This is a genomic window from Blastococcus sp. SYSU DS1021, from assembly GCF_054050995.1.
This window is the reverse complement of record NZ_JBJHAL010000001.1, coordinates 255,346-271,387: the sequence shown is the minus strand read 5'-3', so window position 1 is coordinate 271,387 and position 16,042 is coordinate 255,346. Positions and strand designations below refer to the sequence as shown.

Annotated in this window: 14 protein-coding genes and 1 tRNA gene; 3 read left to right on the top strand and 12 right to left on the bottom strand. The window is 73.6% G+C overall.

What is annotated here, in order from left to right; genetic code table 11:
- Nucleotides 1–5: 5 nt before the first annotated feature.
- The 7 genes from ACI8AP_RS01435 to ACI8AP_RS01405 all read right to left on the bottom strand — a co-directional run bounded on the left by ACI8AP_RS01435 (nt 6) and on the right by ACI8AP_RS01405 (nt 7,897).
- Nucleotides 6–245: a hypothetical protein gene (locus tag ACI8AP_RS01435; protein WP_456587542.1), complete on the bottom strand. Its 240-nt coding sequence runs from the start codon at nt 243–245 to the stop codon at nt 6–8.
- A gap of 204 nt (nt 246–449) precedes the next feature.
- Nucleotides 450–1,766, bottom strand: a complete 1,317-nt coding sequence (locus ACI8AP_RS01430) for a methyl-accepting chemotaxis protein (RefSeq protein WP_456587541.1) — start codon at nt 1,764–1,766, stop codon at nt 450–452.
- A 119-nt stretch (nt 1,767–1,885) separates the two neighbouring features.
- Nucleotides 1,886–2,521 carry a trimeric intracellular cation channel family protein gene (locus ACI8AP_RS01425; protein ID WP_456587540.1) on the bottom strand — a complete coding sequence of 212 codons (636 nt, stop codon included), beginning with the start codon at nt 2,519–2,521 and terminating at the stop codon, nt 1,886–1,888.
- Between the two features lie 86 nt (nt 2,522–2,607).
- A complete protein-coding gene (locus ACI8AP_RS01420; RefSeq protein WP_456587539.1) occupies nt 2,608–3,255 on the bottom strand; it encodes a TetR/AcrR family transcriptional regulator in 648 nt (215 codons plus the stop codon).
- Nucleotides 3,256–3,322: 67 nt separating this feature from the next.
- Complete coding sequence (locus tag ACI8AP_RS01415) at nt 3,323–5,473, bottom strand: 3-hydroxyacyl-CoA dehydrogenase NAD-binding domain-containing protein (RefSeq protein WP_456587538.1); 2,151 nt, start codon at nt 5,471–5,473, stop codon at nt 3,323–3,325.
- Between the two features lie 13 nt (nt 5,474–5,486).
- Entirely contained in the window at nt 5,487–6,701 is a 1,215-nt protein-coding gene (locus ACI8AP_RS01410; RefSeq protein WP_456587537.1) for an acetyl-CoA C-acetyltransferase, read from the bottom strand.
- A 53-nt stretch (nt 6,702–6,754) separates the two neighbouring features.
- Nucleotides 6,755–7,897: an acyl-CoA dehydrogenase family protein gene (locus tag ACI8AP_RS01405; protein WP_456587536.1), complete on the bottom strand. Its 1,143-nt coding sequence runs from the start codon at nt 7,895–7,897 to the stop codon at nt 6,755–6,757.
- A 128-nt stretch (nt 7,898–8,025) separates the two neighbouring features.
- On the opposite strand from ACI8AP_RS01405, the gene ACI8AP_RS01400 reads away from it, so the two are divergent.
- Both ACI8AP_RS01400 and ACI8AP_RS01395 read left to right on the top strand, forming a co-directional pair.
- Nucleotides 8,026–9,816: an AMP-dependent synthetase/ligase gene (locus ACI8AP_RS01400; RefSeq protein ID WP_456587535.1), complete on the top strand. Its 1,791-nt coding sequence runs from the start codon at nt 8,026–8,028 to the stop codon at nt 9,814–9,816.
- A 176-nt stretch (nt 9,817–9,992) separates the two neighbouring features.
- Nucleotides 9,993–10,235, top strand: coding sequence for a hypothetical protein (locus ACI8AP_RS01395; RefSeq protein WP_456587534.1), 243 nt, complete (start codon nt 9,993–9,995; stop codon nt 10,233–10,235).
- A 54-nt stretch (nt 10,236–10,289) separates the two neighbouring features.
- Here the strand turns inward: ACI8AP_RS01395 and ACI8AP_RS01390 are convergent, their stop codons facing one another.
- The 4 genes from ACI8AP_RS01390 to ACI8AP_RS01375 all read right to left on the bottom strand — a co-directional run bounded on the left by ACI8AP_RS01390 (nt 10,290) and on the right by ACI8AP_RS01375 (nt 13,381).
- Nucleotides 10,290–10,586: a MoaD/ThiS family protein gene (locus ACI8AP_RS01390; RefSeq protein WP_456587533.1), complete on the bottom strand. Its 297-nt coding sequence runs from the start codon at nt 10,584–10,586 to the stop codon at nt 10,290–10,292.
- An 11-nt stretch (nt 10,587–10,597) separates the two neighbouring features.
- Nucleotides 10,598–11,671 (bottom strand): exo-alpha-sialidase, encoded by a 1,074-nt coding sequence (locus ACI8AP_RS01385; protein ID WP_456587532.1) that lies wholly within the window; start codon nt 11,669–11,671, stop codon nt 10,598–10,600.
- A gap of 69 nt (nt 11,672–11,740) precedes the next feature.
- Nucleotides 11,741–12,142: a hypothetical protein gene (locus tag ACI8AP_RS01380; RefSeq protein WP_456587531.1), complete on the bottom strand. Its 402-nt coding sequence runs from the start codon at nt 12,140–12,142 to the stop codon at nt 11,741–11,743.
- A 66-nt stretch (nt 12,143–12,208) separates the two neighbouring features.
- A complete protein-coding gene (locus ACI8AP_RS01375; RefSeq protein ID WP_456587530.1) occupies nt 12,209–13,381 on the bottom strand; it encodes a L,D-transpeptidase in 1,173 nt (390 codons plus the stop codon).
- Between the two features lie 184 nt (nt 13,382–13,565).
- On the opposite strand from ACI8AP_RS01375, the gene ACI8AP_RS01370 reads away from it, so the two are divergent.
- Nucleotides 13,566–13,638, top strand: a tRNA-Lys gene (locus ACI8AP_RS01370).
- 140 nt (nt 13,639–13,778) lie between these two features.
- Here the strand turns inward: ACI8AP_RS01370 and ACI8AP_RS01365 are convergent.
- Nucleotides 13,779–15,929 (bottom strand): acyltransferase family protein, encoded by a 2,151-nt coding sequence (locus tag ACI8AP_RS01365; RefSeq protein WP_456587529.1) that lies wholly within the window; start codon nt 15,927–15,929, stop codon nt 13,779–13,781.
- Nucleotides 15,930–16,042 lie beyond the last annotated feature (113 nt).

Below are 16,042 nucleotides of genomic sequence, written 5' to 3'. Positions count from 1 at the left end.
GCCGATCAGGTGCGGGGGGCCAGCTCGTAGGTGGGGCCGAGATCGGTGGTGCCGGTGTCGGGTACCTCGTGCACGAGCTTCGGGTCCGCCTGCTGCAGCCGGTGGACCGCGGCCCGGGTCCGCTCGAGGTCCAGCCCGGTCTGCCGCGCCAGGTCCTGCAGGTGCGGCGCGCCGTCGGTCCCCTCCCGCTCGGCCACGGCCCGGTACACCGCTGCGTCGTCCCCGGACAGATCCTCCGCGCGCATGTGCTGTTCCTCCTCGAGGTCGGCACGGACATCGTCGGACGCGACCGGCCGGTGCAGGTCACCCGGTGGCCACGGCGTCCCCCTACCCGCTGGCGCACCGTCCACGCGAGCGGCGGGCGCACCTGTGGGACCACCGGGTACCCAGGGAGGCGGCTCCGGGGGCCGTCCGAGCAGCGCGGGGGGAGGAGCCACCCGGCCGGGCGGCTACATGCCGCTGACGATGCGCCGCAGGTCGTCGGCCACCCGCGTCGCCTCCCGGGAGGCGCCCGCGATGGCGTCCTGGGCCTGGGCCGTCGACGCGTTCTGCTCCTCGACCGCCGCGGCGATCGTGGTCTGCGCCTCCACGACGCCCCGGATGACCTCCTGGACGTTGCCGAGTGCGGCGCCCGCGGCTTCGACGTCACCGCGGACCGCCTCGACCACGCCCCGGATCCGCTCGGTGGCCCTCGCCGTCTCCGAGGCCAGGTCTTTGACCTCCCCGGCGACGACGGCGAACCCCTTGCCCGCCTCCCCGGCGCGGGCCGACTCGATGGTCGCGTTGAGCGCCAGCAGGTTGGTCTGGTCGGCGATGGCCGAGATGCTGCCGGCGATCTGGTCGATCTCGGCCATGGTCGCGGCCAGGCGCGCCACGGTCTCGGCGCTCTCCCGCGACCCGTCGCTGGCCTGGGTGGCCGTGGTGGTGGCGTGGCTGGCCGCCGCCGCGATCTCGGCGATGGCCGAGCGCAGCCCGGTCATGACGTCGGTCGCCGTGCCCACGTTCTCGTCCAGCCGCTGACCCGCCTGCACCAGCTCGGCGAGCTGCTCCTCCAGGCCGCTCGCCCGGAGCTCGCGCTGGGCCAGGGCAGCGGCCGCCTCCTCCGCGGCCCGCGCCCGCTCGGCGGCGAGCTCGGTCTGCGCCTGGGCCTGGGCGACCGCCTGGGCCTCGGCCCGGCGGGTCTCGGCCCGGCGACCGCGCTCGGCCTCCTCGGTGAACTTCCACGTGTAGGCGAGGAAGAACGCCTCGGCCAGCAGGAAGACCGCGTGCAGCAACGCGAACAGGAGCGGGTTCTCCTGCGCCTGCTCGGTCGAGTACACCGCCTCGGGCGCGACGAGGCTGGTCAGCGCGTGGTGGACCGCGACGAAGACGACGGCCAGCAGGAACGGCGTCCACAGCTGGTAGAGCGCGACCAGCGCCAGCAGGACGTAGAACCAGATGTGCAGGTCGGTGAGGCCGCCGCCGACGTGCACCAGCAGGTCGGCGCCGAACATCAGCCCGACGCTGGCCGCGCCGGCCCGCGCGAGCATGCCGCGCAGCACCAGGGCGGCGGCGAGCATGGTGACGAGCGCGGCCAGCTGCCCCCAGAGCGCCCAGCCGGTCACGTCGCGCACGAGCGGGATGGCCACCAGCGCGGGCGGGTGGAGGGCCAGGACCCAGCAGATGATGCGGTGCCGCCGGAGGAAGCCGGCCTCGTCCAGGCGCGCACCGCGCGGGATGGCTGCCCAGAGCCCGTTGCGGCGCGGGACATCGGTGAGGGTGGTCACGACGCGACTATCGGCAGGTGCAGCCACAATATCGAGCACAATAAGAACGGACCCTGCGGTTTTGGCGCCGAGCCGGCTCCACGCCCGGACGCCGGATCGACTGCCCCCGGCGGAGGCGGTCACTCCTCCGCGCTGCCGCGGGTACCCGGGGGGACGGGTGCGTGGACGTCGAAGAGGACACCGACCATGCGGATCGTGAAGCACACCGCGGCGGCGACGATCGAGGCGGCGGCGTTCCGGACGTCGAGCAGCTCGGCGACGACGACCGCGGTGGCGCCGACCAGCGCCGGTACGGCGTAGAGCCCGCTGCTGAGCACCGTGGGCACCTGCCGGACGAGGACGTCGCGAAGCGTGCCGCCCCCCACTCCGGTGAGAACGCCCACGATGACGGCTTGCGCGGGACCGAACCCGAGGTCGACCGCCTTGAGCGCCCCGGTGACGGCGAAGAGGCTCAGCCCGGCAGCGTCCAGGACGTTGATCGTCCCGTTGATCCGATCCAGGTGGGACCAGGAGAAGAAGGCGATCAGTCCGCCCCCGGCCGCCACGGCCAGGTAGCGCCAGTCGAGGAAGGTCGCCGGCGGCAGGGCGTCGAGGAAGACGTCGCGGATGGTGCCGCCACCCAGGGCGGTGATCATGCCGAGGGTCACCACGCCGACGATGTCCAACCGGGTCGCGCGCAGGGCGGTCAGGGCGCCGTTGAGCGCGAAGGCGAACGTGCCGACGAGGTCGAGCACGAGCAGCGCCGTGGTCGCCATGGGATGTCCTGCTCCTCACTGCGGGGCTCACCGACCGGCGTGACCGGGACGGCGGCTCCTGCCCGCCGTCCCGGCACCGTGCCGGGTCAGTCTCCCCGGCGGGTGAAGGCCTCGATGATCGACTGCCAGTGCTCGACGTGCGGGCCGGTGCGCGGCGCGTCGGGCTGCAGCGCGTAGGTGAGCGCCTGCCCGCGCATCGAGGTGAGCAGCACCTGGTAGACGGCCTCGGCCTGGGGGTGCCGCGCCACCCGTTCGCCGAACACCTCCATCGTCAGCGACCGCAGCTGCACGCCCAGCCGCCGCTCGTGCGGCAGCAGCGCGGCCCGCAGCTCGGCGTCCGTGCGGGCGGCGCCCCACAGCTCCATCGCGGCGACGAACAGCTCGCCGTGGAACCGCTCCCAGATCAGCTCCACGCCGAGCCGGGCGCGCGCGGTGGGGTCCGCCGGCAGGTCGGCGGCGGCCTGGCGGACGCTGGCGCTGAACTCCTCGTAGAGGTGGTCGACCGCGGCCAGCACGAGGTCGGCCTTGGCCGTGAACTGGTGGGTCAGGGCCCCTCGGGAGACCCCGGCCCGGCGCTGCACCTCCTGGGTGGTGGTCCGGGCGTAGCCGAGCTCGACCAGCGACTCCACGGTGGCCCGCACCAGCGCCGCGCGGGTGCTGGCCCGCCGTTCGGCCTGGGTGCGTCGCACGCTCGGGGCGGCGGTCACCTCGGCATGCTCGCTCCCCCGCGCCACGCGCTGATCCTAGGAAGGACGCCGGGGAACGGGGCGCCGCCTTGCGGCGACGCCCCGCTACCGGTGCTCAGGCCGCGGCGGCGGCCCGCAGGCTACCCGCCGGGACGGCCCGCTCCAGCAGGATCGCCGGTGGCCGGAACCGCTCGCCGTAGCGGTCGGCCAGCTCGTCGGCCCGGGCCACGAAGCCGGCCACCCCGCCGGCGTACTGGTCGACGTACTGCAGGACGCCGCCGTAGAGCGGCGGGAAGCCGATCCCCATGATCGACCCGATGTTGGCGTCCTCGACGGTGCGCAGCACCTGCTCCTCGAGGCAGCGCGCCGTCTCGACGGCCATGGCGAACAGCAGGCGCTCCTGGGCGTCGCGGAAGGACACCCCGTCGCTCGCCGGGAAGAGCTCGGCCAGCCCGGGCCACACCCGCTTCTCCGGCTGCCAGTCGAAGAACCCGGCGCCCGCGGCCTTGCCCGTGCGGCCGTGCTCGACCATCGTCCGCAGGACGGCCACGCCCGGGTGGTCGTCGGCGGCCCCGGCCTTCGCCGCCTCGTCGCGGATCTTCAGCGGCAGGGTCAGGGTGACCTCGTCGAGCAGGGTGAGCGGCCCGGCGGGGAAGCCGGCCTGCAGGGCGGCGCGCTCGACGCTCATCGGCGCCAGCCCCTCGGCCAGCAGCGCCGCGCCCTCCATGACCAGGGTGCCGAACACCCGGCTGGTGAAGAACCCCCGGCTGTCGGCGACGACGATCGGGGTCTTGCCGATCTGCCGGACGACGTCGTAGGCCCGCGCCAGCGCCTCGTCGGAGGTCCGCTCCCCCACGATCAGCTCGACCAGCGGCATCTTGTCCACCGGCGAGAAGAAGTGCATGCCGACCACGTCGGCCTGCCGCTGCACGCCCTCGGCCAGCCCGGTGATCGGCAGGGTCGAGGTGTTGGAGGCCAGCAGCGCACCCGGCGCGGCGTTCGCCTCCGCCTCGCTCAGCACCCGGTGCTTGAGCGCGGTGTCCTCGAAGACCGCCTCCACGATCACGTCACAGCCGGCCAGGTCCGCCGCGTCGCCGGTCGGGGTGATCCGGGCGAGGAACGCGTCGGCCTTCGCCTGGCTCATGCGCCCGCGCGACACCTGCTTCCCGACCAGCCCGGCGACGTGCGCCTTCCCCTTGTCGGCGGCCTCCGCGCTGACGTCCTTGAGGACGACGTCGACGCCCACCTTGGCGAACGCGTGCGCGATGCCGGCGCCCATCATCCCGGCGCCCAGGATGCCGACCTTCGACGCCGAGAACGTCTGCTCGACCGACGGCCGCGAGCCCCCGCCGTTGATCCGGTTCAGGTCGAACCACAGCGCCTGGATCATGTTGGTCGAGATCTGGCCGACGACCAGGTCGACGAAGTACCGGCCCTCCACGGTGAACGCGGTGTCGACGTCCACCTGCAGGCTCTCCACCGCCGCCGACAGGATGGCGTAGGGCGCCGGGTAGGGCGCGCCCTTGAGCTGCTTGGTCAGGTTCGCCGGGAACGCCGGCAGGTTGGCGGCCAGCGACGGCGACGACGGGGTCCCGCCGGGCACCTTGTAGCCCTTGGTGTCCCACAGCTGCGCGGCACCGGGATTCGCCAGCACCCAGGCGCGGGCCTTGGCGAGCAGCTCGTCGCGGTCGGTAGCCGTCTCGTGGACCAGCCCCAGCTCCAGCGCCTTCTGGGGACGGACCTGCTGGCCCTGGAGCAGCAGCTCGAGCAGCGCCGTCGTCAGGCCGAGCAGGCGGACCGAGCGGACGATGCCGCCGCCGCCGGGCAGCAGGCCGAGCGTGACCTCGGGGAAGCCGAGCTTGACCTTCGGGTCGTCGAGGACGACGCGGTGGTGGGTGGCCAGGGCGATCTCCAGCCCGCCACCCAGCGCGGCGCCGTTGATCGCCGACGCGACCGGGATGCCGAGCGTCTCCAGCCGGCGCAGCTGGCCCTTCACCAGCGTCACCTGAGCCAGGACGGCGTCCTTGCTCTCGGGCGTGGCCTGGATCAGGCTGCCCAGGTTGCCGCCGGCGAAGAAGGTCTTCTTCGCGCTGGTCAGGACGACGCCCCGGATCGAGTCCTTCTCGGCCTCGAGCCGGTCGATCGTCTCGCCCATCGAGGCCACGTACGCGTCGTTCATGGTGTTCGCCGACGACGACGGGTCGTCGAGGGTGAGGACGACGACGCCGTCGGCGTCGGACTCCCAGCGGATGGTGCTCTCACTCATCGGGTGTCGCTCCTCAGACTCGCTCGACGACGGTGGCGATGCCCATCCCGCCGCCGACGCACAGGGTGGCCAGGCCGTAGCGCAGGTCGCGCCGCTCGAGCTCGTCGACGAGCGAGCCCAGGATCATCGCGCCGGTCGCGCCCAGCGGGTGCCCCATCGAGATGGCGCCACCGTTGACGTTGACCTGCTCGTGGGCGAAGCCGGTGTCGGCCATGAACCGCAGCACGACGGCGGCGAACGCCTCGTTCATCTCGACCAGATCGATGTCGTCGACGGTGAGACCCGCCTTGGCCAGCGCCTTGTGCGTGGCCGGCGCCGGACCGGTCAGCATGATCACCGGGTCGGCACCGGAGACGGCGGTGCTCACGATGCGGGCGCGCGGGGTCAGCCCGTTGCGGCTGCCCGCCTCCTCGGTGCCGACGACGACCAGCGCGGCGCCGTCGACGATGCCGCTGGAGTTGCCGGCGGTGTGCACGTGGTCGATCCGCTCGACCCAGTGGTACTTGTTCAGCGCGACGGCGTCGAAGCCGCCCAGGTCGCCGATGCCGGCGAACGCCGAGGGCAGCGCGGCCAGCGACTCGACGGTGGTGCCGGGTCGCACCAGCTCGTCGGCGTCGAGGACGACGGTGCCGTTCTTGTCCGTCACCGGGACGACGGACCGCTCGAAGTAGCCGTTGGACCACGCCTTGGCCGCGCGGGCGTGGGACTCGGCGGCGTAGGCGTCGACGTCCTCCCGGCTCCAGCCGGCGAGGGTCGCGATCAGGTCGGCACCGATGCCCTGCGGCACGAAGCCGGTGCGCGCGGCGGTCTCGGGGTCCATGGGCCAGGCGCCGCCGTCGGAGCCCATGGGCACCCGCGACATCGACTCGACACCGCCGGCGAGCACCAGGTCCTCGAAGCCGGACCGGACCTTCTGCGCGGCCAGGTTGACCGCCTCCAGGCCGCTGGCGCAGAACCGGTTGATCTGGACGCCGGCCACGGTGTCGGGCAGCCCGGCCGCCAGCGCCGCCGTCCGGGCGATCACCGCACCCTGCTCCCCCACCGGGGAGACGACGCCGAGGACGATGTCGTCGACCAGCGCCGGGTCGAGCCCGGGGTTGCGGTCGCGGACCGCGTCGATGAGACCGGTGGTCAGGCTGATCGGCTTGACCGAGTGCAGCCCGCCGGTCTTCTTGCCCTTGCCGCGCGGGGTGCGCACGGCGTCGTAGATGAACGCCTCGGTGCTCATGCTCGTGCCTCGGTGGCCATGCGAGTCCTCTCGGGTGCGTACGGGGAACGGGTTCAGACGCCGAGGGAGCGGCCGACGATCTCCTTCATGATCTCGGTCGTCCCGCCGTAGATGGTCTGGATGCGGCTGTCGAGGTAGGCCTTCGCGACCGGGTACTCGAGCATGTAGCCGTAGCCGCCGTGCAGCTGCAGGCACCGGTCGATCACCCGCTTCTGCAACTCGGTGGTCCACCACTTGGCCATGGCCGCGTCCTCGGCGGTGAACCGGCCGGCGTTGTGCTCGAGGACGGCCTTCTCGAGGTAGGTCTCGGCGACCGAGACCTCGGTGTGCATCTCGGCGAGCTCGAAGCGGGTGTTCTGGAACGCCCCGATCGGTCTGCCGAAGGCGGTGCGGTCCTTGCAGTACTGGACGGTCAGGTCGAGCACGATGCGGGCGGAGGCGACGGCGCCGGCGGCGATCGACAGGCGCTCCTGCGGCAGGTTCGCCATGAGGTGGAAGAAGCCGTGCCCCTCGGTGCCGAGCAGGTTGGCGGCCGGCACCCGCACGTCCTCGAAGAACAGCTCGGCCGTGTCCTGCGCCTTGAGGCCGACCTTGTCCAGGTTCCGCCCGCGCTCGAAGCCCGGCATGCCGCGCTCGACGACCAGCAGCGTGAACCCGCGGGCACCGGCCTCCGGGTCGGTGCGGGCGACCACGATGACCAGGTCGGCGTTGATGCCGTTGGTGATGAACGTCTTGCTCCCGTTGAGCACCCACTCGTCGCCGTCCCGGCGGGCCGTGGTCCGCAGGCCCTGCAGGTCGGAGCCGGCGCCCGGCTCGGTCATGGCGATCGCGGTGATGATCTCCCCGCTGACGACACCGGGCAGCCAGCGCCGCTTCTGCTCCTCGGTGGCGAGCCCGGTCAGGTACGGCGCGACGACGTCGTTCTGCAAGGTGAAGCCCAGGCCGCTGGCCCCCACCCGGCTGACCTCGGCGGAGAGGATGGCGTTGTAGCGGAAGTCCCGGACCCCGCCGCCGCCGTACTCCTCGGGCACGTCCATGCCGAGCAGGCCCTGCTCGCCGGCGCGGAGCCACACCGCGCGGTCGACGACGCCGGCCTTCTCCCACTCGTCGTGGTGGGGGACGACCTCCTTGGCCAGGAAGTCCCGCACCATCGCGCGGAACGACTCGTGCTCGGCCTCGTAGAGAGCGGACTGCACAGCAACCTCCGGGACGTTCGCCGACCACCGGCGATCACCGCGCCGGGAACCCGAACATACAGACCACCCGTTCTGTATCTTCGCGGTCCACGTCACAGCGTCGTGTCGTCGTCCCGAGGAGCCCACCCGTGCAGGAGTACGCCAGCCCCAGCACCTTCGAGATCCCCGCCACCGCCGCGCTGCCCGATGCGGTGGCCACCCACGCGCGCGAGAACCCGGACCGCATCGCGCTGAGCCGCAACGTGGGCGGCAGCTGGGTGCCGGTCACCAGCCGCGAGTTCGCCCAGCAGGTGTCTGCCCTGGCGCGCGGCATGATCGCGGCCGGGGTCGGGCCGGGCGACCGGGTCGGGATCCTGGGCCGGACCAGCTACGAGTGGACCCTGGCCGACTACGCCATCTGGACCGCCGGCGGCGTGGGCGTACCCATCTACGAGACCTCGTCGGCCGAGCAGGCGCAGTGGATCCTGGCGGACTCCGGCGCGGTCGCCGTCGTGGTGGAGACCGCCGCGCACCGGACCCTGGTCGAGTCGGTGCGCAGCGACCTGCACGAGCTCCGCGAGGTCTGGACTGTCGAGACCGGGGACCTGGACGCCGTGGCCGCGCGGGCCGGGGAGGTGCCGGAGGAGGAGCTGGCGGCGCGTCGGGCCGGCCTGACCACCGACTCGCTCGCCACGATCATCTACACCTCGGGGACCACCGGGCGCCCCAAGGGCTGCGAGCTGACGCACGGGAACCTGCTCTACGTCGCCGAACTCGCACCGGCGGTCATCCCGGCGATGGCGGCCGAGAACGCCAGCTCGTTGCTCTTCCTGCCGCTGGCGCACGTCTTCGCCCGGATCATCGAGGTCGGCTGCATCCAGCACGGCGCCCGGCTGGGCCACACTCCCGACCTCGCCTCGCTGCTGGCCGACCTCGACACGTTCCAGCCGACGTTCCTCGTCGCGGTGCCCCGAGTGTTCGAGAAGGTCTACAACGGTGCGCGGCAGAAGGCCCACGCCGGCGGCAAGGGCGCGATCTTCGACCGCGCCGAGCGGGTCGCCGTCGCCTGGTCGAAGGGTCAGGACACCGGGGGCCCCGCCCTCGCGGTCAGGCTCCAGCACGCACTGTTCGACCGGCTGGTCTACGGCAAGCTGCGGGCGGCGATGGGCGGCCAGGTGGAGTACGCCCTCTCCGGCGGCGCCCCGCTGGGCGAACGCCTCGGCCACTTCTTCCGGGGCATCGGCGTCACCATCCTCGAGGGCTACGGCCTCACCGAGACCACCGGCCCGGCGACCGTCAGCGGCCCGGACACCCTCAAGGTCGGCACCGTCGGCCGGCCGGCCCCCGGCACGGCGGTGCGCATCGACGACCTCGGCGAGATCCTCGTCCGCGGGCCGCAGGTGTTCCGCGGCTACTGGCACAACCCGGAGGCGACGGCCGAGGCGATGCGCGACGGCTGGTTCCGCACCGGCGACATCGGGGTGCTCGACCCCGAGGGGTACGTGACGATCACCGGACGGATCAAGGAGCTGATCGTGACCTCGGCCGGGAAGAACGTCTCCCCCGCCGTCCTCGAGGACAAGATCCGCGCGCACCCGCTGGTCAGCCAGTGCATCGTCGTCGGCGACAACCGGCCGTTCATCGGCTGCCTGATCACGCTGGACGCCGAGGCGCTGCCCGGGTGGCTGGAGAGCAAGGGCCGCCCCGGCGGCACCCCGCTGGCCGAGCTGGTCGACGACCCGGAGGTCCGGGCGGAGCTCCAGGCCGCCGTGGACGCCGCCAACAGGCAGGTGTCGAAGGCCGAGTCGATCCGCTCGTTCGCCGTCCTCCCCGTGGAGTGGACGGTGGAGGGCGGCCAGCTGACCCCCTCGCTGAAGCTCAAGCGCTCGGTGGTCATGCAGGAGAACGCCGACGAGATCGAGAGGATCTACGCCTCCTGAGCCGGCCGCCCGCGTGCCCCCGGTCGGGCGGTCCGGGGGCACGCGCGCACCTCCGGCGGGCCGGCCGGACCGGCCGCGCCGCTGAATCCGGAACGGATGGGACCGGTGTGACGCGTGCGGCCGACACGTGCCCGGCGGTGGTGGCGCAACGGGCGGCGGGCTCGGACTCTGGGCGCATGACGAGCGTCTACGCGTACGGCACGGCACACGCGGTCGTCATGGTCGGCTCCTTCGGCGCCGAAGGGCTCACCCCGCGGCAGATCGGCCCGGCGCACGCGACCATCGGCCGGGTCAGCGGGCAGAGCCGCAAGGCCCTCTGCGGCGCCTACGTCTCCATCGACGAGCAGCTGCCCTGGCCACCCGAGGGGTACGAGGAGACGCAGCTCTGCCCGAACTGCGCCGCCCTCGCCGCCCTCTGAGGCCCCCTGCAGGGTCCCGCCACGAGCTTGCGAGTGGTGGGGGCAGGGGGTCCTTCAACAGCCGCCCGCGACCGACGGCAGCACCTGCACGATCGCGCCGTCGCCGACCGCCGCCGCCAGGCCGCCCTGCCAGCGCACGTCCTCGCCGTCGACGTAGACGTTGACGAACCGCCGCAGCGCCCCGGCCTCGTCCCGGATCCGCCGGCCGAGCACCGGGTGACGCGCCGCCAGCGCGTCGAGCACCGCCCGCAGCGTGGTGCCGTCCGCACCGCCACCCGGATCGACCGTCACGTGCCGCGTCCCCCCGGCGAGGTCGGCCAGCGACCCGGGCAGCACCACCTCCACGCGCACGCCGCCTCCCGTCACGGCAGCCGGGCCGCCCGCACGACGAGCACGTCGGGCAGGTGCTCGGCCACCAGGGAGAAGGTGTCCCCCTCGTCGCTGCTGGCGTACACGCAGCCGTCGCGCGTGCCCAGGTAGAGGCCGCCCCGGTCGTCGGTGCAGAAGGCGTCGCGCAGCACCGCGGTCCAGGCGCCCTCGGGGAGCCCGGCGCCGACCTCGGTCCAGCTCGCGCCGGCGTCCCGGGTGCGGTGCACCCGCAGCCGGCCGTCCGGCGGCACGCGCTGCACGTCGGCCACCAGCGGGACGACCCAGGCGGTGCCGGGCACGGTGGGCGAGGCGGCGATCGGGAAGCCGAAGTCGGCCGGCAGGCCCTCGGCGATGGAGGTCCACGACCCGCCGCCGTCGTCGGTGCGGAACACCCCGAAGTGGTTCTGCGCGTACATCCGCGCCGGGCTCCCGGCGTCGAGCGCCACCTTGTGCACGCACTGGCCGTACTCGGGTGGCTCGGGCAGGAAGACTGCGCTGATCCCTCGGTTGCGCGGCGTCCACCCGGTCGCGCCGTCGTCGCTGACGTACACCCCGCCGGTGCTCATGGCGACGGTCACCCGGTCGGTTCCCGGGTCCGGCAGGACCGTGTGCACCGCGCCGCCGCCCGCCCCGGGTTCCCAGGTGGGCCGGTGCGGGTGGTCCCACAGCCCGCGCACCAGCGAGAAGCTGCAGCCGCCGTCGTCGCTGCGCCACAACGAATGCGGCTCGCAGCCGGCCCAGACGACGTCGGGGCGGGCGGCGGAGTCGGGCCGCAGCTGCCACACCCGGCCGAGCGCGGCGCCGGCGTCGCCCGGGAACCGGATGGCCCCGTGCTCGGTCTCCTGCCAGCTGCCCCCCAGGTCGTCCGACCAGGTGACGGTGGGGCCCCAGTGGCCGTACTGGACCCCCGCCAGCAGCCGCGGCGCCGGGCGGCGGATGTCCACGGACACCGCCGCCACCTCCTGGGCCAGCAGGTGTGGCCCGTCCAGGCTCCACGTCCGCCGGTCGTCGTCACTGCGGGCCAGCCACAGCCCCTTGCGCGTTCCGATGGCCAGCAGGTCGGTCATGGCGCCCCTCCGGTTCGACGGTCCTCGGAGGATGGACCGCCGACGGGGCGGGAACTGAGCGGCCGGCGCTCAGCGGCGCGTGGCGCCGCCCTCGGGGTGTCGCTGCTGCCCGTCGGAGACGACGTCGGGCGAGAGGCGCTGCGCCTGCGCGCGCAGCTGCTCGGCGGCGGCCCGGTCCTCGTCGGCGCGGGCCGCCCGCTGCCGGGCCTCCTGCTCGGCGAGCGCGGCCCGCTCCTGCACCTCGGCGAGCTCCCGGCGGGCGCGGGCCGCCTGCTCCTCGGCCAGCGCCTGCTCCTTCTCGGCGCGGGCGCCGCGGATCTCGGCCTCCCGCAGGTGGTCGCGGGCCTCCTCGCGCTGCTCCGCCCGCTTGCGCGCCCCGGTGGTCCGCGACCGCCGGGTGAACGCGAACGCCACCAGCGCCAGCACCAGCAGCACGACGACGACCAGCACCACGATCTGCCACGGCTCCACGACGATCCCCTCCTCGGACGCGCCGTCCTCGTGCCCCCGGCGGGTGTGGGGGAAACGCGGTGGCCGCTACTTCAGCGCGCTACCGGCCCGCCACTCCTCCCAGGGGATGGCCCAGTCGTAGATGGCGCCGTCGGCGGCCGAGAGCGTGGGGCCGATCGAGTTCCTGATCTCCACGACGTCGCCGGGCTGGGAGAAGTGGAAGAACCACGCGGCGCGCTCGGTGGAGAGGTTGATGCACCCGTGCGAGACGTTCTCCCGCCCCTGCTGGGCCACCGACCAGGGCGCCGCGTGCACGAACTCCCCGTTGTCCGAGAGCCGGACCGCGTACTCCACGGGCGTCCGGTAGCCGTCCGGGCTGTCGACCGGCGTGCCGTACGTGCTGGAGTCCATGACCCGGTTCCGGTTGAGCTCGGTGACCACGTGCGGCCCGTTGCGGCTCGGGAAGCCCGGGCCCCCGGCGCTCATCGGGAAGGTCTGCACCAGCTGGTCGCCGTCGTAGACCTCCATCGTGTGCGTCGCGGCGTCGGCGACCGAGACGTGCCGCTCGCCGATGGAGAAGGTGATGCTGCGGTCCTTCTCCCCCCAGACGCCGTCGCCGAAGTCGACGCCGTACAGGTTCGCGTCGAGGGTGACCTCGATGTTCTCGGGCCAGTAGGTGGACGGGCGGAAGTGCACCTCGCTGTCACCGAACCAGCTCCACACTCCGTCGGTGGGCGTCGTGCTCGTGACCACCAGGTTGCGCTCGACGGCGGCCTTGTCGGTCACCGGCTCGGAGAAGTACACGCGGATCGGCATGCCGACGCCGACGGTCTGGCCGTCCAGCGGGCCGATCCCCGGCGTCACGACCGCCTGCGGGTCCACGGTGGTGAACGTCGACGTCGCCCGCGTCGGTTCCTCGTCGGCGTTGGTGGCCGTCGCGGTCAGCGTGTAGGCGGTGTCGTAGGCCAGCGGCGTCGCCGGCTCCCAGACGGCGGTGCCGTCCTCCTCCTCGGCGACGACGCCCGGCACGGGTGCCCCGGTCGCGTCGGTGACGGCGACCTCGGCGAGCTCGCCACCGCTCACCGAGATCTCGAGCGGGACCACGGGCGAGAGGTCCACGGCCCCGTCGGCGACCGCGAGCTCGACCGTCGCCGGCTCGGCCGCGGCGGTCGGCTCACCGGCAGCGCCGGCGTCCGACCCGCTGCACCCGGCCAGGGCGACCAGCGCCCCAGCGGCGATCATCGTGGCTGTCCGTCGCACCCGTCCCGGCTCCTCTCGCCCTCCCACCCGGTCCGGACGGGAGCAATCCCCTCCAGTGTCCACGGCGGGACGACAGCGGAGCGTGGTGTCGGACACGGGCGTGGCGAAGAGCACCTGCCCCCACCACCGGGCGACCGCCCGGCGCTGGTATCGTTCTCTCTCGTGCCCGCCGGCCGGGCGCACCGCGCCATTAGCTCAATTGGCAGAGCAGCTGACTCTTAATCAGCGGGTTCGGGGTTCGAGTCCCTGATGGCGCACCGCAACCCTCTCCGACCTGTGCCCGTGTCGGAGGGGGTTTCGTGCGTGGTGGCTGATCCACCACGCACTCACTCCGATGCGTCGGTCGGTCACCTGCCTGTCGATCTCGGGCTATCACTCCCGTCCGGCGGCCTCGCGATCACGACAGCACCTCGGACGGCACCTGCTCCCGCACGGCGGCGGCCAGCATGTCCGCGGCTGCCGCCGTCAGGTGGGTCTCGTCCGTGCGCAGCAGCACGTCGCCGGCGAAGGCGGGGCAGCGGCCGTCCGCGCAGAACATCTCCTGGGTGTCCACGTAGGTCACGTCCGCGCCGGCCGCCTGCTGCGCGTCGACCGCGGCCCGCTCGGCCTCGGTCTTGTCCAGGAAGCCGCGGCTGATCGGCCTGACGCAGTCCTCGGGACCGCTCAGGCGCCCCCCGCACTCGCGGGGATCGGCGCCCAGCGGCGGGTTGCCCAGGACCACGACGGAGCCGACGAACGGCGCCACCGCCTCGAGGGTCGACTCCAGGCCGCGCTGCCACTCGTCGATGGCGGCGCCGCTGTCGCCCTCGCTGCCGGCCCCGCTGACGAAGTTGCCGAAGTACCCCTGGCCGGCCGAGAGGACCAGCACGTCGGGTGCCGTCTCCTCGATGAACCGCAGCGTGCGCTCGCGCGCGGCCGCGCACTCCTCCGGGAAACCGGGTGGCTCGGCCGGCGGCGCCACGGCGACGTCGACGAACGGGCAGGAGGCGTAACCCAGCGCGAGCACCTGCCAGTCGTCGCCCTCGAAGACCCCGTTGACCGTGGGCCCCCAGCTCATCGCGACCGAATCGCCGACCAGGAGCGCCGTCCTGGGCGCATCCGCGGGCCCGTGCCGGCAGACCAGCGGGTCATCTCCGGCGGCCACCGTGTTGCGGCACCCCGGAGCGGTGGTGCCCATCTCCACCGGCTGGTGCTCGGGCCCGAGCCCGTCGAGGGAGGGCGTCAGGTCGGCCGGCCAGGACTCGGCGGACAGGGCGGCCTCCACCTGGTCCGCGAGCTCGGTCGCCGACGGCCGCTCGTCACCGGTGGATCGTGCCGGGCCCCCGCTGTCGGGGTCGGCGACCCCCCTCCACCCGGGCACCAGGAACTGGGCTGCGCCCACCACGAGCAGCACGGCGGCCACGGTGACGGGGAGCCCGACCCCCTCGCGGCGGCGTCGCTCCCAGCCGGAGACGTAGCGGGGACGGGGACGGATGGCCAGCACGGGCTGCTCGATCCACCGGTACGAGGCGGCCGACAGGAGCACCGTGAGGGCCACGAGGGCCAGCTGCACCGCGACGGAGCTCCCGAAGGCGCCGACCCCGAACACCACCACCGGGAAGTGCCACAGGTAGATCGAGTACGACCACTGCCCGAGCCGTCGCGCCACCGGGTTGGTCAGCACGGCGGTGGCCGCGGACGGGGGCGGGTCGGCCAGGAGCACCAGCGCCGCGCCGAGCACCGGCGCCAGCACCCACGGGAAGGGGAACGGCGACGACGGCGAGATGACCACGGCGGAGCCGAGGATGACTCCCAGCCCGCCCAGGCTCAGCGCCGCGCGGAACCGGTCGGCGAGAACCAGCCGACCGCCGACGACGGCGACGAGCGCTCCGGCCAGCAACTCGCACGCACGCGCGAGGGTGTCGAAGTAGGCGGCCGTGGGAGCGGTGCTCGTCCGGTAGGCCGCCCAGGCCAGGGAGAGGGCGATCCCCGCGGTGAGGAACCACACCAGCCGCCCCGGTCGGCGACGGAGGTCGAACAGCGCGAAGCCACCGAGCAGGAGCAGCGGCCAGAGCGCGTAGAACTGCTCCTCGATCGACAGCGACCAGTAGTGCTGCACCGGCGACACCGGCCCCTGCGCCTGCAGGTAGTCGGCCCCGACGGCCACCAGGTGCCAGTTCTCGACGAAGAAGGCCGCGGCCAACGCGTCGAGCGCGGTCTGGTTCGCCCGCGGCAGGAACCAGACGACGTACCCGACGGCCACGGTCACCGCCAGCACGGCCATGGCCGCCGGCAGGATCCGCTTGGCGCGCCGGAGGTAGAAGGCCCGGAAGGAGACGGTGCCCGTCGAGGCGAGCTCGCGGAGGAGCAGCGCGGTGATCAGGTACCCGGAGATGACGAAGAAGACGTCGACGCCGACGAAGCCACCGTGGGGCCAGCCGAGGATGTGGTCGGCGACGACCAGCGCCACCGCCACGGCGCGCAGACCCTGGATGTCCGCACGGAAGCGCAGCGGACCGCCGGGCGGCCGCGGCGTGGTCCGGATTGCCGCCTGATCTCCCGCGGTCATGGGCACGAACGTACTGGCGCCGCCGGGTTCCTGGCGTCACCACGTTGCGCGACTCCCCCGGTTGGGCAGGTTCCCGGCGGCGTAGCGGCAGCAGACAGCGACCGGTACCCGAG

Coding starts and splice junctions, on each gene's coding strand:
- ACI8AP_RS01410 (WP_456587537.1), bottom strand. CDS start 6,701: ATGAGCACCGAGGCGTTCATCTACGACGCCGTGCGCACCCCGCGCGGC.
- ACI8AP_RS01415 (WP_456587538.1), bottom strand. CDS start 5,473: ATGAGTGAGAGCACCATCCGCTGGGAGTCCGACGCCGACGGCGTCGTC.
- ACI8AP_RS01365 (WP_456587529.1), bottom strand. CDS start 15,929: ATGACCGCGGGAGATCAGGCGGCAATCCGGACCACGCCGCGGCCGCCC.
- ACI8AP_RS01385 (WP_456587532.1), bottom strand. CDS start 11,671: ATGACCGACCTGCTGGCCATCGGAACGCGCAAGGGGCTGTGGCTGGCC.
- ACI8AP_RS01435 (WP_456587542.1), bottom strand. CDS start 245: ATGCGCGCGGAGGATCTGTCCGGGGACGACGCAGCGGTGTACCGGGCC.
- ACI8AP_RS01395 (WP_456587534.1), top strand. CDS start 9,993: ATGACGAGCGTCTACGCGTACGGCACGGCACACGCGGTCGTCATGGTC.
- ACI8AP_RS01425 (WP_456587540.1), bottom strand. CDS start 2,521: ATGGCGACCACGGCGCTGCTCGTGCTCGACCTCGTCGGCACGTTCGCC.